The following is a 23844-nucleotide window of genomic DNA, read 5'->3' as shown; positions in this document are numbered from 1 at the left end:
TTTATTCCTCCTCTTCTGCGTACAGTTCTTCAAGTTCTTCTGCTGTAATAATACGCTTGATTTTCGAATCAAACAGCACGCCGTCTAAATGATCAATTTCATGTAAGATGGCACGGGCATCAAAGCCTCCTGCTTCTAATTCATATACACGTCCTTCACGATCACAAGCTTCAATTTTAACATAGTTAGGACGTTCTACTTCACCATATAACCCTGGAAAGCTCAAGCAACCTTCAATATCTATTTCCGCTCCATCTGTTTCAATAACCGTTGGATTAATCATTTCTAAAATATCGCGTTCCTCACCTAGTTCTACAATTGCTACGCGTAAGCCTACATCTATTTGTGGCGCTGCAATACCAACGCCATCATATTCCACCATTGTGTCATATAAATCATCTAGTAATGCAATGATTCCATCATTAATTTCTGTCACTTCTGCACATGGTGTTGATAGTACTTTTGCTGGGTTTTCGATTACTTTTTTTATAGCCATTCTCATTTCCTCATTTCTGTATTCAAGCTAGTGCAATAGCTGATTGTTCATTTTACTATTGTAAAAAAATCTTGCTGTTAATTTCACTATATAGTAGACGGATCTAAATCTACCGTCATTAATATTCCTTGTTTAATCCATTCTGCTCGATACATGGCAAGCAGTCGCTGTAACACTGGAATTAGATTTGGTTCAATTTTATATTTTATCAAACATTGATAACGATATCTATTTTGGAGACGAGCAATACTTGCCGTTGTTGGTCCTATAATGGCTACTTGATTCGATAAATTTCCTCGTAGCCAATCTGCCACTCGTCCAGCATATTCAGCAGCCATCATGACATCTTCATGAGATAATTGAATAAGGGCTACAAAATAATAAGGTGGATAGCTGGAGCGACGACGTAAAAACATCTCTCGTTCATAAAATGGTTCATACTCCTGCGTTTTGGCTAGCTCAATTGCATAATGCTCAGGGGTATACGTCTGAATAATTACTTCCCCTGGCTTATCATGTCGTCCTGCCCTTCCACTTACCTGTGTTAGTAGCTGAAATGTGCGCTCTGCTGCACGATAATCAGGTAAATGCAAGGATGTATCAGCACTTAGTACACCGACAAGAGTAATATTAGGAAAATCAAGACCCTTTGCGATCATTTGCGTCCCCAGTAAAATATCTGCATGTCCAGCTCCAAATGTATCTAAGATTTCTTCATGTGCCCCTTTATGCTTCGTGGTATCTACATCCATACGTAACACTCTTGCATCAGGAAATAGTTTAAAAAGTTCTTCCTCGACTTTTTGTGTACCTGTACCAAAGTAACGAATATGATCGCTTTGACATTGTGGACATATTTTAGGAACAGATTCCTCGTAACCGCAATAATGGCATTTTAATTTCTCCGTTGTCCGATGATAGGTTAAGGAAATGTCGCAATTTGGACATTGTACAACCGTACCACAATCCCTACATAGAACAAACGATGAATAACCACGACGATTTAAAAACAGCACCATCTGTTCTTTTTTCTCAAGTCTTATACGAATCGCCTCAGCAAGAGAGTCTGAGAACATCGAACGATTTCCTTGACGAAGCTCTTCACGCATATCTGCAATAAAAACAGTCGGCAATGCTTGGTGTAAAGCACGTTGCGTTAATGAGAGTAGCGTATATACGCCCTTTTTAGCTCTGGCAAATGACTCTAAAGCTGGTGTTGCACTACCCAAAATAATAGGACATTTATAAAATTCGCTCCTCCATATGGCGACATCTCTTGCATGATAACGCGGCGAGTCTTCTTGCTTATACGTTGATTCATGTTCCTCATCCAAAATAATAAGACCAATATTCGTAAAGGGTGCAAAAATAGCGGAACGAGCACCAACTACTACTTTCACTTTACCTTGTTGAATTTTACGCCATTCATCATACTTCTCTCCAACAGATAATCCACTATGCATAACAGCAACCATCTCACCAAAGCGACTGCGGAATCGCTCAGTCATTTGAGGTGTTAAAGAGATTTCAGGTACCAACATAATGGCTTCTTTCCCTTCATCTAGCACCTTTTGAATAGCCTGTAAATAAACCTCTGTCTTACCGCTCCCTGTTACACCATGTAGCAAAAATGTTTGCGCTTGTTGCTGCTCTATAGCTGTAGTAATAGCTTGAAGAGCACCCCTCTGCTCCTCTGTTAATTGTAAGGCCTGTGTACGAGAAACTTTCTTCGTAAATGGATCACGAAAAACTTCCTCTTGAATAAACTGGGCAGCTCCTTTTTCAATTACTGCCTCTAATACCGATATCGAGACTCCTGTTTCCTCACAAATGTGCTGGGGTGATAAAATTTCTCCTAGATGTTGACACATCCATTGTAGTAATAGACGTTGTTTAACGGCTCTTTTTGACTGTTCCAAAGCCTGTTCTACAAGTTGCTGGTCTTCTGTAATTTGAACCATTCGGATTTCTTTTACATTGCCCTGCTGCTTCACAACATTCTCAATTGAAACAATGCTCTCTGCAACCAACTGCTTTAATAAAGGAAGTAAACCTGCTCGCTCAAATTCTTTAAAGTTGGCTTGTTGGCGTTTACCAAAAATGTACTGTACTTCTTCTGGTAGACTTTGAGACTGTTGTAATTTAATTATTTTTTCATACTTAGCCCGAAGTGCAGATGGTAACATCACTTGCAAGGCATCTATTTCATAGCAAATCGTGTTGTTCTTTAACCATTTCGCCATTAGCAGCATTTCTTCTGTCAGGACCGGCTCCATGTCTAAAATTTGAGTGATAGCCTTTAATTTATTCAGTGGTACATCTGTTTCCTTTTTCAAGCCAACGATAAAGCCTAAAACATTTCTTGGACCAAATGGCACTTTCACACGACAGCCTAATTCTATTACGTTTACCCATTCGAGAGGTACTTGATAATCAAAGGGACGGTCTACATGGTAGGTAGAGACGTCTACAATGACCTCTGCTATTAAAAAGCTCATTGCCCCTCATCCTTTGTAATATGAGACCAGAGTGTCTGTGCAAAAAGCTGGGGATTTGTCGTAGCCAAAAATTGTCCATTAAGCTGAGCATTTTCACTAAAATCAATCCAGCTATCAGAAAGTATATTGATCATTGGTTTACCTTGCACTTGCTGTCCGAAAGTGATTGCATTCGTTCCTTCTACAGAAATAATCGGCGTTTCGTCGATGGTTGGTACATTCGCTGCATGTATAAAAAATGCTTGGGGATATTGGATTTTATAGGCTTCCAGTTGTTGAATAACATCATACAAATTGCTATTTTCAATTTCAATCACATGTGCCCCACGTATCCTTGCCTCATTCGCTAATGCTCGTCCAATAATGCCACTTGCCTGTGGGCTAATCATATGCTTTTCATCTAATGGTACTTGCAACGCACCTGCTGTCACAATTACGGTTTTACCTTTTAATGGTTTGGATTGTCCTGAAAAAAAAGCCTTTACTAGGGCCGTTATTTTTTCAGGTTCCTCTAAACGTCCCTTCCCGACATAGCCACATGCTAAAAACCCCTCTGAAGGCTCAATGAATTGGTATCCATCAGCTGATAGCCGATCTAAATTTCGTTTTACCGCTGGATGGTCATACATGTGTACATTCATAGCTGGTGCAATCCAGACAGGGGCTGTAGTAGCAAGCAAGGTTGTTGTGACCATATCATCAGCAATACCATTGGCTAATTTGCCAATCATATTGGCCGTAGCGGGAGCCACTAAAATCAAATCAGCCCAATCTGCTAAATCGATATGGGCAATCACACTTGAATCTTTTTCATCAAACGTGTCAAAATAAACGTCATTTTTGGACATCACTTGAAAACTTAATGGATTCACAAACTGTCTAGCAGAAGCTGTCATCATAACTTTTACATTGGCCCCTGCTCGTGATAGCTTGCTAACGAGCGCAACAGCCTTATATACTGCAATTCCGCCTGAAACACATAGTAAAATATTTTTATTCATGCTAGGTGTCGTCCTTTCAAATGATAAGCTCCCAAAGAAGGATTCCCTGGGAGCTCTCGGCATTCTGTATAATCAAAATCTACTGCGAACTAGCATGCATGTAACCCAACTACGTTACATGTATGTTAAATTTCGTCTTCGTACACAGCGGACTCATCCTGTGATACCTTCGTAAGTACACCTGCCGCTACTTCTTCAAGTGCTCTTCCTACGTATTTATGAGAAACATACTTGTGTAAACGTTCTGTATCTTGCTCTTCTTGCATTTGGCGAGCACGTTTAGAAGCAAGGCTCACTAATGAATATTTTGAATCGATTTCTTTTTTTAAAGCGTCCACTGATGGGTATAACATTGTTTTATTCTCCTCTCAACATTGACAAATATCTTTTTTCAACACGTTCTCTACGACAATGCTCGGCTTTAATAATCGCATTTATACGATCACAGGCATTCGTCACTTCATCATTCTCCACAACATAATCATACAAGCTCATCATTTCAAGCTCTTCACTTGCAGTAGCTATGCGTTTCGCAATGATATCCTCTGTTTCCGTCCCACGCCCAACTAAACGGTCTTTTAATTCCGTTAAACTTGGAGGGGCCAAAAAAATAAATAAGGCATCTGGTGCTTTTTTACGAATTTGTGCTGCACCCTGCACTTCGATTTCTAAAAATACATCACGACCTGCATCCAGTGTTTCATTCACATAGGCTAGTGGTGTTCCATAATAGTTACCAACAAATTCAGCGTGCTCTAATAAGCCACCTTGTTCAATTAACGTTTCAAATGCTTCACGTGTCTTGAAAAAATAGTCTACACCATCTACTTCCCCTTCGCGAGGATTTCGTGTTGTCATCGAGATGGAATACTCATAATTCGTATTCGGCTGAGAAAATAATTCTTTTCGCACTGTCCCTTTACCTACACCAGATGGGCCAGACAGAACAATTAATAATCCACGTTCTTTTATCATTTATTCTCTATATCTCCCTTAATTTATAACAGACACGTGCAAGTTATTCGATGTTTTGCACTTGTTCACGCATCTTTTCTAAAATTGTTTTCGCCTGAACAACAGCAACCGCTGCTTCTGTAGATTGATTTTTTGAACCAATCGTATTAATTTCGCGATGTATTTCCTGCATTAAAAAATCTAATTTACGTCCAACTGAAATGGTTTCAAGTAATGTTTCCTCCAGCTGATTAAAGTGACTATCTAGTCTGTCTAATTCTTCGGAGATGTCTACGCGTTCTGCAAAAATCGCTACTTCTGCTAGTAAACGATCATCTAGCAATGTGCCATCTGCGACTTCAGCAATTCGTTCTATTAATCGTGTACGATATTTTTCAACAGCAAGAGAAGAGCACAAACGAATCTGATTCACTTGTTCCATCAACTGTTCTTTATATTGTACAACAACTTCTTGTAATTCTTGCCCTTCACGTTCCCGCATTTGTACGAGCTGTTTAATTGTTTGTGAAATCGCTTGTTCAACAGCACTTAGCAAATCCTCTGGTGTAAGCTGTGGCTTTTGCTGTACAAGTGCCTGTTCTAGCGATAAAAGCTCTTGCATCGTCCATTTTTCTTCAAGTGGTACTTTACTTGCTAATTGCTCTTTTGCCTTACGATACGCTTCAATTAATGACCAATTAATTTCAATAGATTGCTCTACGTTCTCTAAGTCTTTCACATATACCATCACATCAATTTTGCCGCGTGACAAAGCTTGTGAAATTAGTTTCTTTGCAAAAATTTCTGCTTCAAGCCATTCTTTCGGAAATTTTGCGTTAATTTCTAAAAAACGATGGTTGACCGAGCGCATTTCCACGGTTAATTGAAAGTCTCTAGTTGTTGTGACACCTCTGCCAAAACCAGTCATACTACGCACCAAGGTTCGTCACACCTTTCTTTGCATACTGGGATTATTATAACATAAGCTCTGTCGATTATGACGACTCTCCCAAAAAAATTGGTTAGAATAAAAGCTAATTCTACCACAATTGAAGCTATATTTTAATATTCACCTAAAAAATGCTATGATAAACATACAAATTGTGTATTTGTCGGAGCTGACAGATAGCGAAAGCAACTACACCATGAAAAAAATACGAAAGTACCAAGATGCTTGATATCGTTGGAAAGAGGAATTCATATGGCATTTGATGGCTTATTTACTTATTCAGTAACGGCCGACCTACAACAGCTTGTCACTGGTCGGATTACAAAAATACATCAACCTAATGCACAAGAAGTTGTGTTACATGTGCGGGCAAACGGAAAAAATCAAAAACTACTGTTCTCCATCCACTCTTCTTATGCACGTGTCCATCTTACGGAGCATACGATTGAAAATCCAGCAGAGCCTCCCATGTTTTGTATGCTTTTGCGTAAACATTTAGAGGGTGGTTTTATTTCATCCATAAAACAACATGATTTTGATCGTATTATAATAGTAGAAATTCACAGTAAAAATGAAATTGGCGATCCTATTGTAAGGGAAATACACGCTGAAATCATGGGTAGACATAGCAATCTACTGTTGATTGATCAAGAACAGGGGAAAATTATTGATAGCTTAAAGCATTTACCTCCATCCGTAAATAGCTTCCGAACTGTGTTACCAGGTCAACCGTATATTGCACCACCCACACAAAATAAATGGAACCCATTAACGGTTACAGATGAAGAGCTAACAATGTTTTTCGCTGAAGCAAAAACGACCAAAGAGATCGTAACACAGTTAGCCGGTTTTTCGCCTCTTCACGCTGAAGAATTATTGTACCGCATGACAACAGCATCTAATGCACCAGCCTGTTTCAAGGAATTTATGACATCCTTTGCAAACGGTGGTATGAAGCCAATGTATGTACTTTCTAATAACAAAACGTATTTCTCACCTATTGAGTTGAGTCATTTGCAGGGAGAAGTAACTGTCTACCCTAATGTTCACGAGCTTCTCGACCGCGTATTTTTTGCACGTGCAGAACGAGACCGTGTGAAACAACAAGCAGGTGATTTAGAACGCTGGCTACAAAATGAAATTGATAAGCTATCCTTAAAAACGAAAAAGCTGACGAAGGACTACGAGCGTGCCTCCAAGCTTGATCAATTTCAGCTTTATGGTGAGCTATTAATGGCAAATATTTATGCCTTTGAAAAAGGTGTCAAAGAGGTAACGGTAACAAACTACTATAGTGAAACAGGCGAAGTGATTACGATTCCAGTAAGTGAACGTAAAACACCGATTGAAAATGCGCAAAGCTATTACACAAAATATACAAAGGCAAAAAACGCCTTGGTTATGGTTCAAGAGCAGCTTGAAAAAACGACAGAAGAAATTGCCTACTTTGAAATGCTGGCACAACAAGTACAGCAAGCTTCTCCAGGGGATATTGAGGAAATTCGCGAAGAGCTGGCAGAGCAAGGCTACTTAAAACTACGTCATGCCAAGAAAAAGAAAAAACAAGTAAAGCCAGAACCAGAGCGCTATGTTTCATCTACAGGAGTATCGATCTCTGTTGGAAAAAACAATAAGCAAAATGATATGTTGACGTTTAAAATAGCAAAACGCACAGATATTTGGTTGCACACAAAGGATATTCCAGGATCTCACGTTGTCATCCATTCAAGTGAACCAGACGACACAACATTACGAGAAGCTGCCACATTAGCCGCTTATTTTTCTAAAGCTAGAGAATCTTCTTCTGTGCCAGTGGATTACACAGAAATTCGACAGGTCAAGAAACCAAATGGGGCTAAACCGGGTTTTGTCATTTACTTTGAACAGAAAACACTGTATATTGACCCTGATGAGGCTGTCATTTTACAGTTAAAAAAACAGTCATAAGATAGAAACCGAGACAAAACATCTCGGTTTCTTCTTTTTTATAGTACAAACACGTAATCCGTACTATAAAACGATGAAAACAGCCATATCTTCATTGTTTTTTACAGACAATCTTCCTTATTATAATAACATTAAAAAAACATATGAATAATCTGAACTGTTTCTCCCATCAGTTATTGACTTCTCCCTTTCAGAAAAGCAATATTTAAATATAAAACTTGAATAGCATCAGAAAGGGCGTATCCACATGTCTGTAGGTAAAAAATTAAGCTTTGGTTTCTTTACAATTATTCTCACGCTAATCATTTCATTAATGATTATGTTCCTGCTATTTTCAAACATTGAAAAAAAGATTGAAAATGCATTAGAAGGACATGTCGCTCTTGTAGAGTTAGCAGATGATATTCAATTTGAAATGGCCATGCAAGGACTTTTCATTCGTGCCATTATCATTGAAGACAATCCAGCAAATAAAGAGAGTTTTACAAAATATGCAAGTATGCTAGATAAGCATGTAGAAGCAATAACGGAAAAAGCGGATTCAGCTGAAATGGAAACATATGCAAACGAGTTAGCTACATATAATGATGCTTTTAACAAGTCGGCAACAGAAGCACTGGCACTATTTGAAGCTGGTAATCTTGAAGGAGCTTTGCAAAAGGTCAATGGTGACGTACAGCAAGCCAATAGAAATATACAGGACATATCAGATAAAATTGGGAACTATCAAAAACAACAGCTTGACACGGTGACAAAAGAATCGAAACAGGCAGTATCCAACTCTCAAATTATTTCTGTCATTGCTATTATTATTGGTATTGCCCTAGGTGTTTTCCTAATATTCTACATACAACGCACTATTTCTCGTCCTTTAAAATCGGTAGTTCAAGCAGCTAACCATATTGCCAGCGGTGAATTGTTTCATGAAAATCTTACTCACTATTCAAAGGATGAAATTGGTCAGCTATCGACAGCTTTTAATGAAATGAAGGGAAATATAAAAAATTTATTAACCCATATTCAAGATAATGCAGAGCATTTAACAGCTTCCGTAGAAGAACTTTCTGCCTCAACTGAAGAAATCACTACCTCTGCAGACGAGATTACAATGCGTATAAATGAAACAGCTAATGCAGCTGTAGCCGCTACAGTTGCAGCCAACGAAAGCGCACATGCTATGGATGAAACGGCAGTAGGTGTTCAACGTATAGCGGAAGCAACTCAACAACTACATCATAATGCTGTTACAACATCTGAATTAGCGACAAATGGCAATAACACAGTAGAAGAAGCTCAACAACAAATGAATGTAATTCATGAATCAACACAAGTAATCAATACCCTTGTTCAAAAGTTGAGCAAACAATCCGAAGAGATTAGTCAAATCACAGCTGTCATTACAGCCATTACCGATCAAACGAATTTATTGGCACTTAATGCAGCGATTGAAGCGGCACGTGCTGGAGAGCATGGGAAAGGATTTGCCGTTGTTGCAGATGAGGTTCGCAAGCTAGCTGAAGAGTCCAAGCAATCAGCCAATCAAATTGTTACATTAACACAGGAAATTCAGGAAGATACACATAATGTAGAAAAAGCAGTTTTCGATGGGCTTCACTCTGTCACAGAGGGTGTAAAAACCATTGGACATGCAGGGCAAGCATTTGAATCAATCGTAAAAGCGATTAATACGATGACAGATCAAATAGAAGATATATCAGCTACTTCTGAAGAAATTTCAGCCAGTGCCGAACAAGTAGCCGCCTCTGTTGCAGAAATTGCTCATGGTGCTTCAACTAGCTCAGACAATACTCAAATCGTAGCTACAGCAAGTAAGGAGCAATCTATTACGATGCAACAAATAAATCAAGTTGCCTCTGATCTAAGTGAAAAGTCCTTAGATTTACAGAATCAAATCAATCATTTCAAACTTTAACTTAAAAAACAGTGCATTTCATATATATGAGAGCACTGTTTTTGTAATTTTCATACATATTATCCTCATGAATCCAGAAGCATATCTTTCTGAAAAGCTAATGAAGGCGGTTTCAATCAATTAAAAATCAGATTTTTAGTAATTATTTGCATAATCAATCCTTGTCAGCAAGACAAATGACATCCTTAAAAAAACATCATTGACATAGTTGGCTGTTTTGGGAGAATATGGTCAAAAATCAAGCAATACTTGCATTAATTAATGGATGAATAAAATAGGTTAGCATTGCATATATGCATGTATAGTCAGTTAGCTAGTAAATTATTTCAAAAAAATATAATTATCATCATTCACTTCTCGTTAAACCCAAAATTTTCTTAGAATGGGTACCTTTTTTCATAGATTTGCTCTATTTTTTCTTGTTCCTATCCACAATTGGTTAATCCTAGAAAATTACAAAACAAGTTTCTTATATATCATTAATAGATAAAAATAATCATGTTTCGCGATCATAAATTACAAGAAATTACCTCCAAAAGAAACTAATTCACTTAGTTTTACATAGATTTTCTACAAATCTATACAAATCCCTCAAGGTATTACATCCATGACTTTTGATTCATTTTTCAAATATCGATAATATTATCAAAAAAATAGGAATTTTCGGTATAGTAAATCATTTTTTTATTTTTGATTTATTTTTGATATTCAAAATAGATAATTATCAAAATATTATCATATAAACACTCTATTCCATTAGAGTGATAAATCAGAAAAATTTATCACTCTATTAAATGTCAGATAATACTATATAAATTTGAATCTTTTTTATTTTGTGCACAATGATTTTTTTGGTATATTAAATAGGAGCTTCACAAAAGGCTTAAAAATTGTATAAGGGGGATTCACATGAATAAAAACAAAAAGTTTTTATTATTAACAGTTCTTGCAGTATTTTCTTTAGTACTTGCTGCATGTGGCTTCGGTGGAGATTCGTCTGAAAAATCTAAAGACGATGGAAAAGATTCTGGTTCATCTGGGACAGCTTCTAAAGACTTAAACCTAGTTGTAGCTTCTGAACCACCATCTTTACATCCACAACTTGCGACGGATTCTACATCTAGCGCAGTATTAATTAACATTTTTGAAGGTTTAACACGTACAGACAAAGAAGGTAAATCAACTCCAGCAATGGCTGAGAAATGGGACGTAAGTGAAGATGGTCTTACTTACACTTTCCATTTACGTGATGCAAAATGGACAAACGGAGATCCAGTAGTTGCTGGTGACTTCGAATATGCTTGGAAATGGGCTTTAAATCCTGAAAATCTATCGGAATATGCTTCTGTATTCTACCCAATTAAAGGTGCTGAAGCTTACAATCTTGGTGAAGGTGCTGTTGATGATGTAGCAATTAAAGCTGAAGATGATAAAACTTTAGTAGTTACATTAGCAAATCCGACTGCTTACTTCTTAGAATTAACTGCTTTCAAAACGTACGCACCTGTTAACCAAAAAGTAGTTGAAGGTAATGATGAATGGTACACTGATGCTGGTGAAAACTATGTAACAAACGGACCTTTCGTTTTAGATACTTGGAAACACAGTGACTCAATAGTTCTTAAGAAAAATACTGATTACTGGGATGCTGCAAATGTAGACCTTGAAACAGTTAATATAGGCATGGTTGAGAATGAAGCTACGGCAGTAACAATGTTTAAAAATGGAGAAATTGACTACTTAGGTTCTCCATACCAAACAGTAGCACTTGATGCAATTGATGGTTTCAAAACTGATGGCTCATTACAAATTGAGGATTATGCAGCTATTTATTGGTACAAATTTAATACAAAAGATAAAATTACTGGAAACGCTAACATTCGTAAAGCTTTAACATTAGCAATTGATCGCCAAAGCTTAATCGATAACGTTACTAAAGGTGAACAAAAGCCTGCTCTAGGTATGGTTCCATCTGCAATTTCTGGTTTTGAAGAAGACCGTGGTTATTATAAAGACAATGATATTGAAGGAGCAAAAGCTGCACTTGAAGCTGGAATGAAAGAGCTTGGTATTTCTGATCCAAAAGAAATCAGTATCAACCTTTCATTTAATACAAGTGAAGGACATGCTGCTATCGCTCAATTTATCCAAGAAGGTTGGAGCAAAAACCTTGGAATTTCAGTAAACCTTGATAACTCTGAATGGCAAGTATATTTAGAAAAACTTAACCAATTAGACTATCAAGTTGGTCGTATGGGATGGATTGCTGACTACAACGATGCTTATACATTCTTAGAAATGTACGATACTGCTGCCAACGGTAATAACGATACTGGTTGGGAAAACTCTCAATATAAAGATTTATTAAAACAATCTATTTCAGAAATAGACACTGCAAAGCGTTCTGAAATCTTAAAACAAGCTGAAGCAATTGCTATGACTGAATTCCCAGTTGGACCAATTTATTACTACACTAACTTATATGTTAAAGATGATAAAGTACAAAATATGTCTCCAGATAGAATCGGTATCATTCAACTTAAAGATGTTAAAATTACTGAATAATTCTATTGTTTAATTAAGCTCTATAAAAAGAGAGCTGCCTCGTAGTCTCTTAGGCTCGAGTCAGCTCTTTTTAAAATACGAAGGCATATATTTGTCTGACAATTGACAAATAGAAGGAGGAGTTTTATGTGATTAAATATATTTTGAAAAGGCTGATGTATATACTTCTCGCGCTTTTCGTCATCGTAACGGTTACGTTTTTCTTAATGCGTCTCGCTCCTGGTAGTCCATTTGCGAGTGAACGTAATTTTCCACCTCAAATCGAGGAGAAGTTAAACGAAACGTATGGATTAAATAACCCTTGGTATATTCAATATAAAGATTATTTAATCGATACGGCCTCTTTCAATTTCGGTGAGTCAATGAAGTATAAAGCGCGTTCTACAAATGATATGATTTCTGAAAGTTTCCCTGTGTCTTTAACATTAGGGATTGAAGCTATGCTATTAGCAGTTGGATTTGGAGTTTTAATTGGCGTAGTTTCCGCGCTATACCATAATAAGTTCCCGGATTATTTGGCAACGTCCTTTGCGGTGCTAGGTATTTCAGTACCTTCATTTATTTTAGCGGGTTTAATGCAGTATTTCTTATCCTTTAAATTAGGGTTGTTCCCAGTTAGTGGCTGGAAAGGATTCGGTTACAGCATTTTACCTGCCCTTGCGATTGCATTTTCACATATGGGCTTTATCGCAAAATTAACACGTTCAAGTATGCTTGAGCAAAACAATAGTGATTATGTAAAAATGGCTCGTGCCAAAGGAATTGGAAAATGGACAGTTGTTTTCCGCCATACATTACGAAATGCTCTTTTACCAGTTGTAACATACCTAGGCCCATTAACAGCTGGTGTGGTAACAGGTAGTTTCATTGTTGAACAAATTTTCGCTATTCCTGGACTTGGAAAACACTTTGTACAAAGTATTACAAACCGTGACTATACAGTCATTATGGGTACGACTGTGTTCTATTCCATCATCCTTTTATTTGCGGTATTAATCGTTGATATACTATATAGTGTGATTGATCCGCGTATTAAACTGAAAGGAGCGAAAAAATAATGACACAGCAGCAAATTGAAAAAGATAAGTTCAAAATTGTTGGTGGCAATCATGAAGCAACGGAAAAATTAGCTGATAAATCAGTTTCCTTTTGGAAAGAAGTATTTCTCCGTTTCTCTCATAACAAAATGGCCATCATTGGGATAATTATTTTAATCATTGTTATTTTAATGGCTATTTTCGTACCAATGCTTTCTCAGTATAAATCAAGTGATCAACTAGGTGTTTACAATGCACCTCCATCTGCACAATTTTGGTTTGGAACAGATGATCTAGGTCGTGATATTTTCGTTCGTATTTGGGAAGGAGCTCGTATTTCCCTATTTATCGGAATTGCAGCGGCGATTATTGACTTAATTATCGGTGTTATCTGGGGAAGTATTTCAGGTTTAGCAGGCGGTCGTGTTGATAACATTATGATGCGTATTGCTGACGTTTTAACAGCTGTACCTTACCTTTTAGTAGTAATCGTACTTTTAGTTGTTATGCAACCAGGTCTATTCCCAATGATTATTGCCCTGTCTATCACTGGATGGATTAACATGGCACGTATTGTACGTGGTGAAGTATTATCTATTAAAAACCAAGAATATGTTCTTGCAGCTCGTACATTAGGTGCTAGTACAGGCCATTTAATCATTAAACACTTAGTTCCGAATGCTCTTGGTGCTATTTTAGTTACGATGACTTTAACAATTCCATCTGCTATTTTCACTGAATCATTCCTAAGTTATCTTGGTCTTGGAGTTCCTGCTCCAACAGCTTCTTGGGGTACAATGGCCTCTGACGGAAATAAAGCCATTGCCAATGCTCCATGGCGCTTGATTTTCCCAGCGGTATTTATCTCACTAACAATCTTTGCGTTTAACGCAGTTGGTGACGGCTTACGTGATGCACTAGATCCAAAACTACGTAAATAAGGAGGTGGCCGAAATGAGTAAAACAATTCTAGAAGTAAAAGATTTAAAAATTAACTTTAAAACTTATGCAGGGCTTGTCCGTGCTGTACGTGGTGTTAACTTTGATTTAAAAGAGGGTGAAACACTCGCTATAGTAGGAGAATCTGGTTCTGGTAAAAGTGTTACGAGTAATGCGTTAATGAAACTAATTCCACAGCCACCCGGTATTTATGAGTCAGGACAAATTTTATTTAATGGTCGTGATTTAGTTCCGTTAACGGATAAAGAAATGTCAAAAGTACGCGGAAATGAAATTGCTATGATTTTCCAAGACCCAATGACTAGTTTGAATCCAACTATGAAGGTCGGACGTCAAATTACTGAGGTAATTTTGCAACACAAAAAAATTTCCAAAGCTGATGCCAAAAAACGTGCAATTGAACTTTTAACACAGGTAGGTATCCCCTTCCCTGAGAAACGCTATAACCAATATCCACATGAGTTTTCAGGTGGTATGCGTCAACGTGTTGTCATCGCCATCGCCCTTGCAGCTGATCCGAAGCTATTGATTGCTGATGAGCCAACAACAGCCCTTGACGTAACAATTCAAGCACAAATTTTAGAGCTAATGAAAGAAATCCAGAAAAACTCAAAAACATCTATCATTTTCATTACACACGATTTAGGTGTTGTTGCAAATATCGCTGACCGTGTAGCAGTAATGTACGCTGGTCAAATCGTAGAATATGGTACTGTTAATGATATTTTCTATAATCCGAAACACCCATACACATGGGGTCTACTTGGTTCAATGCCTGATTTAGACAATGACACTGATGAACTATTACGCACAATACCAGGTTCACCACCAGATCTTACGAATCCGCCTAAAGGTGATGCATTCGCAGCTCGTAACGAATATGCTATGGCAATTGATTATGAACAAGAACCACCAATGTTCCAAGTGAGTGAAACGCATTTTGCAAAAACGTGGTTATTGCATCCTGATGCACCAAAGATTCCTCTTCCTGAAGCAGTTGCTAAACGTATTGAAGGGTATTTAGCAAAGGAGGCACAAGAAAATGACTAAAGCTGGTGCGAAAAAAATTCTTGAAATCAAAAATTTAAAGCAGTATTTTGGTTCACCAAGTAATCCGATCAAAGCTGTAGATGGTATTAGCTTCGATGTTTATGAAGGCGAAACACTTGGTCTTGTGGGTGAATCAGGTTGTGGTAAATCAACAACTGGTCGTTCAATCATTCGATTATATGATATTACAGGTGGCGAGATTGTTTTCGATGGTGAGAATGTCCAAGGAAAAAAATCTAAAACTGAGTTAAAGAAATTTAACCGTCAAATGCAAATGATTTTTCAGGATCCTTATGCTTCTTTAAATCCTCGTATGACAGCTGGTGAAATCATTGGTGAAGCCTTTGATATCCATGGCCTTTACAAGGATAAAAAGGTACGTCGTGCGAAAATCCAAGAGTTACTTGAAGCTGTTGGTTTAAACAAAGAGCACGCGAATCGTTATGCACATGAATTTTCTGGTGGTCAACGTCAACGTATTGGGATCGCTCGTGCATTAAGCCTAGACCCTAAATTCATCATTGCGGATGAGCCAATTTCTGCGCTTGACGTATCGATCCAAGCACAAGTTGTTAACTTATTAAAAGAGTTACAAAAAGAACGTGGCTTAACATATCTTTTCATTGCCCATGACCTTTCCATGGTTAAATACATCAGTGATCGAATTGCTGTAATGTACCGTGGAAAAATCATGGAAATCGGTAAAGCAGATGATATTTATAATCATCCTGTTCATCCATATACAAAGTCTTTATTATCAGCTATCCCACTTCCTGATCCAATGTCAGAGAAGCGCCGTCAACGTATTCAGTACAAGCATACAGAGGTTGACCAAAGTGCAGCCTATCATGAAGTAGGCGACCAACATTATGTTTATGGTACTGCTGATTTAGTAAAAACTTGGGTTGCTAATCGATAAAATTGACACTCCTATCGCAGTTTACAGCTGTGATAGGAGTTTTTTTATTTTATACCCACATTTAACTGTAGTCTAAACCCGTATAAAGTAATTCTCTATAAAAGGCATCTATACCAGACTTACATAATTGTTATTGAATGTTTACAATAAATTTTATTAACTTTTCTACTCTATAACCTCTTTAATTTTCTTTCATTCACAGCATCCTTAAATAGGTTTTGAAAAAACAGTCTTTCTTCTATCAAGAAAGACTGCTTCTTTGATACCTATTATTTTATTGGAGCATCTGCTATTAATTCAATATCTTGTAACTCTGTAAGATTTGCATAATCAACATTGTAATTTTTCACGCGTTTATTAACTGGAATAACTTCAGTTCTGAAGAATGTTGGAACTACCATTGCTTTATCACTCATATATTCTTGCCATTCACGGAAAGCTTTAGAGCGTTTATCTTGATCCATAGCATCTTCTGAGTCGATAGCTGCTAATAATTTTGTTAACTCAGGTGATACATAGCGGCTAAAGTTGAATTCAGCACCTACACTATATAAACCCGCTGGAGATGGATTTGTTCCTGTATTCCAAGCTGCCATAAACATATCGATCTCCGGATCATCTGCTTGTACTTTATCATAAAATGCATTGAACTCGATAAGACGTCCAGTTGTTAACTGTACATCTAAACCAACTTCTTTCCAATTTTGACGGAAGTATTCAACAATTGCTTCATCCGTTTCTGACCCAGCCATAGAAGCTAAACGAATAGAGAATTTTTTACCATCTTTATCTTCACGAATTCCATCACCATCAACATCTTTAAAACCAGCTTTATCTAATAACTCTTTCGCTTTTTCTGGATCGTAATGGTAACCCTCTAATGTTTCATCATAGAATGAGAATACTGGTGGAATTAAAGAGTTCCCACGTACACGCAAGCCTTGATAGAATTTTTCAGCCACTCCCTCAACATCTGTTGCGAAAGCAATTGCTTGGCGTAACTCTACATTGTTCATTTTTGATTTTTCATCAAACACGTTTACTTTTGCCGTTGTATCATATTTTCCTAACTTAAAACCGATATAAGAATAAGACAATTCTGGTCGACCAAGTACAGAAATATTTTCTAAAGATTTAATACTATCAAATTGAGTAGTTGGATAAGATGTTGCTAGGTCATATTTCCCTGTTCTTAACGCCTCACCAATTGAAGTTGGTGGAACAACTTCGATTACAACTTTATCAACTTTCGGCTTTCCTTTAAAGTAATGTTCGTTAGCTACAAGTTGTACAGATTCACCATTAACAACTTTATCAAGTTTAAATGCGCCAAGAGTCACAGGATTTTTTCGTACTGCATCTGAAGCTAGTAAATCTTTTACTGGAATTGACTCTAATTGATGCTTTGGTTCTGCATAACCCCATAAGCCATCCCCGCCATAATAAATTGCAGGTGATACTTTTTTAAATTGAATTTTAATTGATTTATCATCTACTTTTGTAATACCTGAGATTGTATCAGCCTTGCCATTATGATATTCTTCAGCCCCTACAATATTTCTGAAGTCATCATCGTAACGTACACCTGTATAATCAGGATGTCCAATAATTTCGTAAGGATATATTAAATCTTCTGCTGTTACTGGTGTACCATCAGACCATTTATAATCACCTTGCAATGTGACTGTTGCTGTTTTAGCATCAGTGTCAACTTCTAATTTTGCAGCGCCCTTATCAGTAATAAGGAAGTCACCATCAACGTCAAATATTGAATTTGTCATAAATGCTAAAATATCTGAGTCATAGGCATCTTCATAAAGTTCATAGTTGAAAATCCCTTGGAATGGAGAGCTTGCTACAAGTCCTACACGTAATGTACCACCTTGAATTGCTTCTCCTTCATTTGTTACCTCCATTGGAAGTAACGAATCATTTGTTGCCTCAGATTCACCGGATTTTTCTGTTTCACCTGACTTTTCTGTATTATCTGTTTCTGAGCCTTTTTCAGACCCACTGCCTCCACCACCATTGCAGGCTGCTAAAATTAGCATGAATGCAAAAAGTACGGATAGGAATAACCAATTCTTCTTCATGTGTAAATCCTCCCCTTTTATCCTAATCGTTGTTTTGCGTCAGCCGCACGTCTTAGCGCTTGACCAACATAATTTATACCAAGCATCAAAACTAAAATTAATAATGATGCGGGCAACCAAATCCACCATTTTGTAGATAATACTATCGGGTTTGTTGCATAGCTTACTAATGTCCCTAAGCTAGGTGTAGAAGGAGGTAAACCAAAGCCTAAAAATGATAGACCTGTTTCAATACCCACATTCCCTGCAAAGTTCAACGTTAACTCTACTATTAGCAACGAACTTAAATTTGGTAGTATCCCTTTAAACATAATGGCAAAATCACTAGTCCCCATTGTTTTGGAGGCACTTACATAATCTCGTCGTCCTTCAGATAAAGCTTTACTTCGAACAAGACGTGCAGTACCTATCCATTGAAAGGCACTTAAAATCAAAATTAACTCTAAAACACCATATTTAGGAATAATTGTAACTAATACAATGATAATCATTAATGTCGGTAATGTCATAAGAAAATCAATGATACGCATAAATAAATTATCAATAAAGCCACCATAGTAGCCCATTATTATACCTAGTGCGATCCCTAAAGCATTTGCAATAAGAGTGATAGCAATTGCAATTAAAATAGAATTTTTCGCACCGATAATAAGCTGTCCATACATATCACGCCCAGCTTCATCAGCCCCAAGGATATATCCATTAACGCCGGGTTCTGTAAAACGCTCTAATAATTTAATTCGTAATATTTCATCCTGGTTCATAAAAAAGGACATAATTAATATCGCAATTATAAGTAATGTTATTCCTATAAATGAAAATAATGCTAATTTATCTTTTCTAAATTCACGTATAACCACTTGAATTCCTGTTGGTGGAGTACTTTCAACTTTCACTACATCATTTTTTTGATCCATTTTATTCACCTCTCCTTATGCGTTCAATTTAGCTGTTAGTCTATGCGGATACGTGGATCAACAATGCTCATAATTATATCTGACAATAGACTACCTAATAACGCTAAGAAGCCATAAAGCATAACAAGAGCTGTAATAACACTATAATCGCGACTTGTTACGGAATGGATGAATAATTGCCCCATGCCCGGGAAGCCAAAAATTGTCTCTATGAATATCGAGCCGCCTAATAAACCTGTAATTGTAAAGCCAAGGAAGGCTGCAATTGGTAATAAGGAGTTACGGAAAATATGTCTTCTATAGATTTTTTTCATCGGTACACCTTTACTACGTGCTGTTTTAACATAATCCTGTGTCTTGGCATCGATAATTTCTGAACGTAAGTATTGAATAATCGTCGTTGTAGCTAATATTGCATACGTCATTGCAGGTAATATTAAATGATACAAACGATTCCAATAATACTCGAGTGTTCCAGGCTCTACACCTACATCGACTGTTCCGCTCGTTGGGAACCACATTAAACGGTATCCAAAGATATATAAGAAGATTAAACCCAATACAAAGGTCGGTATTGCATAGCTTATAAAGCTATACAGAGTAATCGACTTATCGTACAAAGTATCCTGCTTACGTCCAGCTATCATTCCTAATGGAATAGCTATTAAATAAACGAGAATGGTACTAAGTAGAGCGAGCCAGAATGTGTTTAATGCACGCTCGCCAATCAATGTGGACACTGCAAGTTTATATGTATAGCTTTGTCCAAAATCGCCCTGAAAGGCATTGATTACCCAATGGTAATATTGTACATACCAAGGGTCATAGTAACCCGCTTGAATTCTTAGTTCCTCAATTCTTGCAGGATCCGTCTCTGGAGTAATTAACCCCGTAAAAGGATCACCTGGCATTTGTTTTGCTAGGATAAAAATGATTAAGCTTAATACAAACATTTGAGGAATCATTAAAATTACTCTTCTAATAATTGTTTTCCACATTTCACATTCCTCCCGACATTGCAACCATATGTGTCTCTGAAATGGATTTCAGTGGATAGACTTTTCCATGCTCATCATAATATTTATGTTGCTCTTGTTGATAATTCTCTTCTACTTTTTGTCGAATTAATTTGCGCTCATTCCTAGTCTCTGGTTCGATATTCGGGATGGCTGATAAAAGTCGATTCGTGTAAATATGCTGTGGATTCTTATAAATATCATGTCTTGTACCAGTTTCCACAAAGCGTCCTTTATACATAATAGAAATATGATCACACATATGTTTAACAACACCTAAATCGTGGGAAATGAATAAGTAAGTAAGACCATATTCATTTTGGATATCTTTCATAAAATTTAAGACCTGTGCTTGTACAGATAGATCTAGCGCAGAAACAGGCTCATCCGCAATGATCATTTTAGGGTTACATGCAACCGCTCGCGCAATGCCAAGACGTTGCTTTTGTCCTCCCGAAAATTCATGTGGATATTTAAGTAAGACATCCTCTGACATCCCAACAATAGCTAGTAGTTCTTTAATACGTTTGCGTTCCTCTTGATCACTTAGCTTCATGAAATTTCGAATTGGTTCTGCTAGAATATCAAGAACGCGTTTTCTAGGATTCATACTTGAATGAGAGTCTTGGAAAATCATTTGAATATCTTTGTTATAGGCAGAATCACGCTGTCTTTGTTGATTTGTCACATTCTCACCCTCATAAAAAATTTGACCAGAGGTGATTTTTTCTAAGCCAATTATCGCTTTTCCAGTAGTCGATTTACCAGATCCTGATTCACCTACTAATCCATAAGTTTTCCCTTTCTCAAATTCCATTGTCACGCCATCCACCGCATATACTCGATCAACAATAGTATTAAAAAATCCACCACGTATTGGATAATGAACATTTAAATCCTTAATTTGCATAAAGCTCATATAGCCCCGCCCCCTTCTTCACCTTCAAAATGAAAGTGTTTCCAGCAGGTACATCTCACAAAATGTCCTGGTGCAATTTCATGTAATTGAGGTTTTGTCTCGTGTGAAGATGCATCAATCCACGGAATTCTTCCTGAAAAACGACAACCTTCTCGAGGTAAATTTATTAGAGATGGCACCATCCCTTGAATAACCTCGAGTCTTTCATTTTCGCTATGTGTTTGTGGAATTGAATTTAATAGCGAGCGAGTGTATGGATGTCTTGGATTATTGAATAATTCCTGAACGGGAGCCTCTTCCACTACTTCCCCTGCATACATAACTACAACTCGATCAGCCATCTCTGCTACAACACCCAAATCATGAGTAATGAGAATAATGCCTGTCTCCGTTTCAGTCTGTAATGTTTTTAACAGGTCCAAAATTTGAGCCTGAATCGTAACATCTAAAGCTGTTGTCGGTTCATCAGCAATTAATATAGCAGGCTTACATGATAAGGCAATTGCAATCATGACACGCTGACGCATACCACCAGATAACTGATGCGGAAATTGTCTAGCAACACGTTTTGGGTTCGCAATCCCAACTTGATTTAGTAGTTCTAATACTCTTTCACTTCGCTGTTGTTTTGAAAGCTTAGTATGATAGATTAACCCTTCTTCAATTTGTTCGTTAATTCTCATTAAAGGGTTAAGTGCTGAAAGTGGGTCCTGAAAGATAAATCCTATGTCATTACCACGTAAGTTATTAAATTGTTGGTCATTCAATTGAGCTAAATTTTGATTATTATAAAAAATATCACCAGAAACCTTTGTATTTACTTCATTGTGCAAGCCTACAATAGTAGTCGCTAATGTACTTTTACCACAACCAGATTCTCCAACTATTGCTAATACCTCATTTTTTTTAAGGGAAAGTGAGACATCATCTACAGCAGCGTGGTATGTATCTTTAATGCGAAAACTTGTAGACAAATTTGTAATTGTTAATAAGTCTTTTGCTGTATTCAAACAATCTCTCCTCTATTATTCAATATTCTGAAAATACAAATGATACTTTATATCAGAATCATATTTAATTTTTCTCTCTTCCCCTCTCTTTTTCATTATAGCTAGTATAATTTTAATAATTTTTTCGCTTTAAACGCGTAAGCCGCTGATAGAATTATCTGAAAATTAAACCGTGCTATTATTTTAGCTAGAAAACATGTATAAACGCAAGTACCTTTTTCAAATTATTACAAACCAAAATATAAATTTCCACCATACCTCTTCCTTAAAAAAATAGTAATTTCAGTATTTAAAGTTAAGAATTATTTTACTTTTTCTTTACAAAGTTACAATTCTCACAAATCAATGTTATATAAATATAATTAATGATATTTCACATTATATTTATTCGCGCAAATAAAATGCTTAAAAATTCAATTAATTCAGTATTTTAAAGCAAAAAGTAAAAAAAATACTTTTTATGAAAAAGTTATATTTCACACATTTTTGTTTTCAATAAATAATTTTGGACGTTGAAGTGCTAATATTTCAAATTACTTTAAAAAAATAATTTATAGCTATTAGTTTATAGCTATCTACCATACTTCTTAATTATTTCTGATTGCCGATTTTTTCTCCGATTTTCGATATAGAAATACTATTTAGAATATTTTTAAAGGAAATTACATGTTTTTATGTTAAAATTTCCAATGACAAAGTTTTATTAAATTATTAACATAAGGAAGGGTTGTCTGTGATGGCAAAAATTAATGATGAATGGTTTACAGTAGAAGAAATCAATAATGAAACATATGCTATAAGTGAATATGGTCATTGGGAAAAAGTACATTCCTTTTTATTGCTTGGAGAAAAACGGGCTGTTCTCATTGATACAGGTCTTGGCATTGATAATATTCAAAGGATTAGTAAACAATTAACCTCTTTGCCCATTTCTGTGATGACAACACATGTCCACTGGGATCATATTGGTAGCCATGGAGCATTTGATGATATTTATGTTCATAAGGATGAAGTTGATTGGTTAATCAATGGTATCCCTAAATTATCTATCGAACAGATTAGAAAGGATATTGGACGTAATATTACATTACCTACACCTAAAACGTTTAATCCATCGAATTACAAGCCTTTTCAGGGACAGCCTTCTGGATTTTTAGAAGATGGGGATGTTATAGATATGGGGAACCGAAAATTATCAATTCTCCACACACCCGGGCATTCGCCTGGCCATATTGCTATTTTGGATCATAAATATGGTTATTTGTTTACAGGGGACTTACTCTATGATCAAGCACCTATTTATGCATTTTTTCCAACTACTTCCCCCGAGGATTTAGTTCAATCTTTAGAAAAAATAGCTAACTTACCTTCGCTTACGAAAATTTTTGGTTCACATCACACATTAGGTCTTGATCCTTCTATTTTATTGGAGGTGAAACGGGCAATTATGACACTTCGTGAGAATAATCTAGTACGTTTTGGGACAGGTATTCATCGTTTTAATGGTTTTAGTATTCAATTTTAAATACCCTCATCCTATTTAAATAGAAAGAAAAAAGCTGTTCTACAGGTCAAATAAC

19 protein-coding genes are annotated in these 23844 nt (G+C 36.6%); 8 read left to right on the top strand and 11 right to left on the bottom strand.

Annotated features, from left to right (window positions below; translation table 11 throughout):
* Position 1 precedes the first annotated feature (1 nt).
* The 6 genes from def to MKY46_RS05025 form a co-directional block, all read right to left on the bottom strand.
* Positions 2 to 496 carry a peptide deformylase gene (def, locus tag MKY46_RS05050; RefSeq protein ID WP_036124934.1) on the bottom strand — a complete coding sequence of 165 codons (495 nt, stop codon included), beginning with the start codon at positions 494 to 496 and terminating at the stop codon, positions 2 to 4.
* An 86-nt stretch (positions 497 to 582) separates the two neighbouring features.
* Positions 583 to 2994: a primosomal protein N' gene (gene priA / locus MKY46_RS05045; protein WP_340833808.1), complete on the bottom strand. Its 2412-nt coding sequence runs from the start codon at positions 2992 to 2994 to the stop codon at positions 583 to 585.
* Positions 2991 to 3995 carry a bifunctional phosphopantothenoylcysteine decarboxylase/phosphopantothenate--cysteine ligase CoaBC gene (gene coaBC / locus MKY46_RS05040; RefSeq protein ID WP_340833807.1) on the bottom strand — a complete coding sequence of 335 codons (1005 nt, stop codon included), beginning with the start codon at positions 3993 to 3995 and terminating at the stop codon, positions 2991 to 2993. The genes priA and coaBC overlap by 4 nt, the downstream gene beginning before the upstream one ends.
* Before the next feature lie 125 nt (positions 3996 to 4120).
* Complete coding sequence (gene rpoZ, locus MKY46_RS05035) at positions 4121 to 4348, bottom strand: DNA-directed RNA polymerase subunit omega (protein WP_036125003.1); 228 nt, start codon at positions 4346 to 4348, stop codon at positions 4121 to 4123.
* A gap of 4 nt (positions 4349 to 4352) precedes the next feature.
* Entirely contained in the window at positions 4353 to 4970 is a 618-nt protein-coding gene (gmk, locus tag MKY46_RS05030) for a guanylate kinase (RefSeq protein ID WP_036125005.1), read from the bottom strand.
* A 43-nt stretch (positions 4971 to 5013) separates the two neighbouring features.
* Positions 5014 to 5889 carry a YicC/YloC family endoribonuclease gene (locus MKY46_RS05025; RefSeq protein ID WP_340833806.1) on the bottom strand — a complete coding sequence of 292 codons (876 nt, stop codon included), beginning with the start codon at positions 5887 to 5889 and terminating at the stop codon, positions 5014 to 5016.
* A gap of 261 nt (positions 5890 to 6150) precedes the next feature.
* Here MKY46_RS05025 and MKY46_RS05020 point away from each other — a divergent pair, with 261 nt between their 5' ends.
* From MKY46_RS05020 to MKY46_RS04990, 7 genes are all read left to right on the top strand, one after another.
* Positions 6151 to 7845 carry an Rqc2 family fibronectin-binding protein gene (locus tag MKY46_RS05020; RefSeq protein ID WP_036125010.1) on the top strand — a complete coding sequence of 565 codons (1695 nt, stop codon included), beginning with the start codon at positions 6151 to 6153 and terminating at the stop codon, positions 7843 to 7845.
* Positions 7846 to 8092: 247 nt separating this feature from the next.
* Positions 8093 to 9778 carry a methyl-accepting chemotaxis protein gene (locus MKY46_RS05015; RefSeq protein ID WP_036125015.1) on the top strand — a complete coding sequence of 562 codons (1686 nt, stop codon included), beginning with the start codon at positions 8093 to 8095 and terminating at the stop codon, positions 9776 to 9778.
* A gap of 909 nt (positions 9779 to 10687) precedes the next feature.
* Positions 10688 to 12343 carry a peptide ABC transporter substrate-binding protein gene (locus MKY46_RS05010; protein WP_036125017.1) on the top strand — a complete coding sequence of 552 codons (1656 nt, stop codon included), beginning with the start codon at positions 10688 to 10690 and terminating at the stop codon, positions 12341 to 12343.
* Positions 12344 to 12471: 128 nt separating this feature from the next.
* On the top strand, positions 12472 to 13401 hold the full coding sequence (locus tag MKY46_RS05005; RefSeq protein WP_036125020.1) for an ABC transporter permease: 930 nt from the start codon (positions 12472 to 12474) through the stop codon (positions 13399 to 13401).
* On the top strand, positions 13401 to 14321 hold the full coding sequence (locus tag MKY46_RS05000; RefSeq protein ID WP_036125023.1) for an ABC transporter permease: 921 nt from the start codon (positions 13401 to 13403) through the stop codon (positions 14319 to 14321). The genes MKY46_RS05005 and MKY46_RS05000 overlap by 1 nt, the downstream gene beginning before the upstream one ends.
* A gap of 13 nt (positions 14322 to 14334) precedes the next feature.
* Positions 14335 to 15390 (top strand): ABC transporter ATP-binding protein, encoded by a 1056-nt coding sequence (locus tag MKY46_RS04995; protein ID WP_036125025.1) that lies wholly within the window; start codon positions 14335 to 14337, stop codon positions 15388 to 15390.
* Positions 15383 to 16309, top strand: coding sequence for an ABC transporter ATP-binding protein (locus MKY46_RS04990; protein WP_036125026.1), 927 nt, complete (start codon positions 15383 to 15385; stop codon positions 16307 to 16309). The genes MKY46_RS04995 and MKY46_RS04990 overlap by 8 nt, the downstream gene beginning before the upstream one ends.
* 269 nt (positions 16310 to 16578) lie before the next feature.
* On the opposite strand, the gene MKY46_RS04985 is transcribed toward MKY46_RS04990, so the two are convergent.
* Genes MKY46_RS04985 through MKY46_RS04965 form a run of 5 tightly spaced genes read right to left on the bottom strand, consistent with a single transcriptional unit; the run spans position 16579 to position 22264 of the window.
* Positions 16579 to 18402 carry an oligopeptide ABC transporter substrate-binding protein gene (locus tag MKY46_RS04985; RefSeq protein WP_036125028.1) on the bottom strand — a complete coding sequence of 608 codons (1824 nt, stop codon included), beginning with the start codon at positions 18400 to 18402 and terminating at the stop codon, positions 16579 to 16581.
* A gap of 17 nt (positions 18403 to 18419) precedes the next feature.
* Positions 18420 to 19319: an ABC transporter permease gene (locus MKY46_RS04980; RefSeq protein WP_036125031.1), complete on the bottom strand. Its 900-nt coding sequence runs from the start codon at positions 19317 to 19319 to the stop codon at positions 18420 to 18422.
* A gap of 35 nt (positions 19320 to 19354) precedes the next feature.
* Positions 19355 to 20317 (bottom strand): oligopeptide ABC transporter permease, encoded by a 963-nt coding sequence (gene opp4B, locus MKY46_RS04975; RefSeq protein WP_036125033.1) that lies wholly within the window; start codon positions 20315 to 20317, stop codon positions 19355 to 19357.
* A gap of 1 nt (position 20318) precedes the next feature.
* On the bottom strand, positions 20319 to 21254 hold the full coding sequence (locus tag MKY46_RS04970) for an ATP-binding cassette domain-containing protein (RefSeq protein WP_036125035.1): 936 nt from the start codon (positions 21252 to 21254) through the stop codon (positions 20319 to 20321).
* Complete coding sequence (locus MKY46_RS04965) at positions 21251 to 22264, bottom strand: ABC transporter ATP-binding protein (protein ID WP_036125038.1); 1014 nt, start codon at positions 22262 to 22264, stop codon at positions 21251 to 21253. The genes MKY46_RS04970 and MKY46_RS04965 overlap by 4 nt, the downstream gene beginning before the upstream one ends.
* Positions 22265 to 23000: 736 nt before the next feature.
* Between MKY46_RS04965 and MKY46_RS04960 the strand changes: the two genes are divergently transcribed.
* Positions 23001 to 23789 (top strand): MBL fold metallo-hydrolase, encoded by a 789-nt coding sequence (locus MKY46_RS04960; protein WP_036125068.1) that lies wholly within the window; start codon positions 23001 to 23003, stop codon positions 23787 to 23789.
* Positions 23790 to 23844: the final 55 nt, after the last annotated feature.

The organism is Lysinibacillus sp. FSL M8-0355, from assembly GCF_038008985.1.
GTDB lineage: Bacteria > Bacillota > Bacilli > Bacillales_A > Planococcaceae > Lysinibacillus > Lysinibacillus fusiformis_D.
This window is presented reverse-complemented; position numbering and strand designations above follow the sequence as displayed.

Coding starts and splice junctions, on each gene's coding strand:
- def (WP_036124934.1), bottom strand. CDS start 496: ATGGCTATAAAAAAAGTAATCGAAAACCCAGCAAAAGTACTATCAACA.
- priA (WP_340833808.1), bottom strand. CDS start 2,994: ATGAGCTTTTTAATAGCAGAGGTCATTGTAGACGTCTCTACCTACCAT.
- coaBC (WP_340833807.1), bottom strand. CDS start 3,995: ATGAATAAAAATATTTTACTATGTGTTTCAGGCGGAATTGCAGTATAT.
- rpoZ (WP_036125003.1), bottom strand. CDS start 4,348: ATGTTATACCCATCAGTGGACGCTTTAAAAAAAGAAATCGATTCAAAA.
- gmk (WP_036125005.1), bottom strand. CDS start 4,970: ATGATAAAAGAACGTGGATTATTAATTGTTCTGTCTGGCCCATCTGGT.
- MKY46_RS05020 (WP_036125010.1), top strand. CDS start 6,151: ATGGCATTTGATGGCTTATTTACTTATTCAGTAACGGCCGACCTACAA.
- MKY46_RS05015 (WP_036125015.1), top strand. CDS start 8,093: ATGTCTGTAGGTAAAAAATTAAGCTTTGGTTTCTTTACAATTATTCTC.
- MKY46_RS05010 (WP_036125017.1), top strand. CDS start 10,688: ATGAATAAAAACAAAAAGTTTTTATTATTAACAGTTCTTGCAGTATTT.
- MKY46_RS05000 (WP_036125023.1), top strand. CDS start 13,401: ATGACACAGCAGCAAATTGAAAAAGATAAGTTCAAAATTGTTGGTGGC.
- MKY46_RS04995 (WP_036125025.1), top strand. CDS start 14,335: ATGAGTAAAACAATTCTAGAAGTAAAAGATTTAAAAATTAACTTTAAA.
- MKY46_RS04990 (WP_036125026.1), top strand. CDS start 15,383: ATGACTAAAGCTGGTGCGAAAAAAATTCTTGAAATCAAAAATTTAAAG.
- MKY46_RS04985 (WP_036125028.1), bottom strand. CDS start 18,402: ATGAAGAAGAATTGGTTATTCCTATCCGTACTTTTTGCATTCATGCTA.
- MKY46_RS04980 (WP_036125031.1), bottom strand. CDS start 19,319: ATGGATCAAAAAAATGATGTAGTGAAAGTTGAAAGTACTCCACCAACA.
- opp4B (WP_036125033.1), bottom strand. CDS start 20,317: ATGTGGAAAACAATTATTAGAAGAGTAATTTTAATGATTCCTCAAATG.
- MKY46_RS04970 (WP_036125035.1), bottom strand. CDS start 21,254: ATGAGCTTTATGCAAATTAAGGATTTAAATGTTCATTATCCAATACGT.
- MKY46_RS04960 (WP_036125068.1), top strand. CDS start 23,001: ATGGCAAAAATTAATGATGAATGGTTTACAGTAGAAGAAATCAATAAT.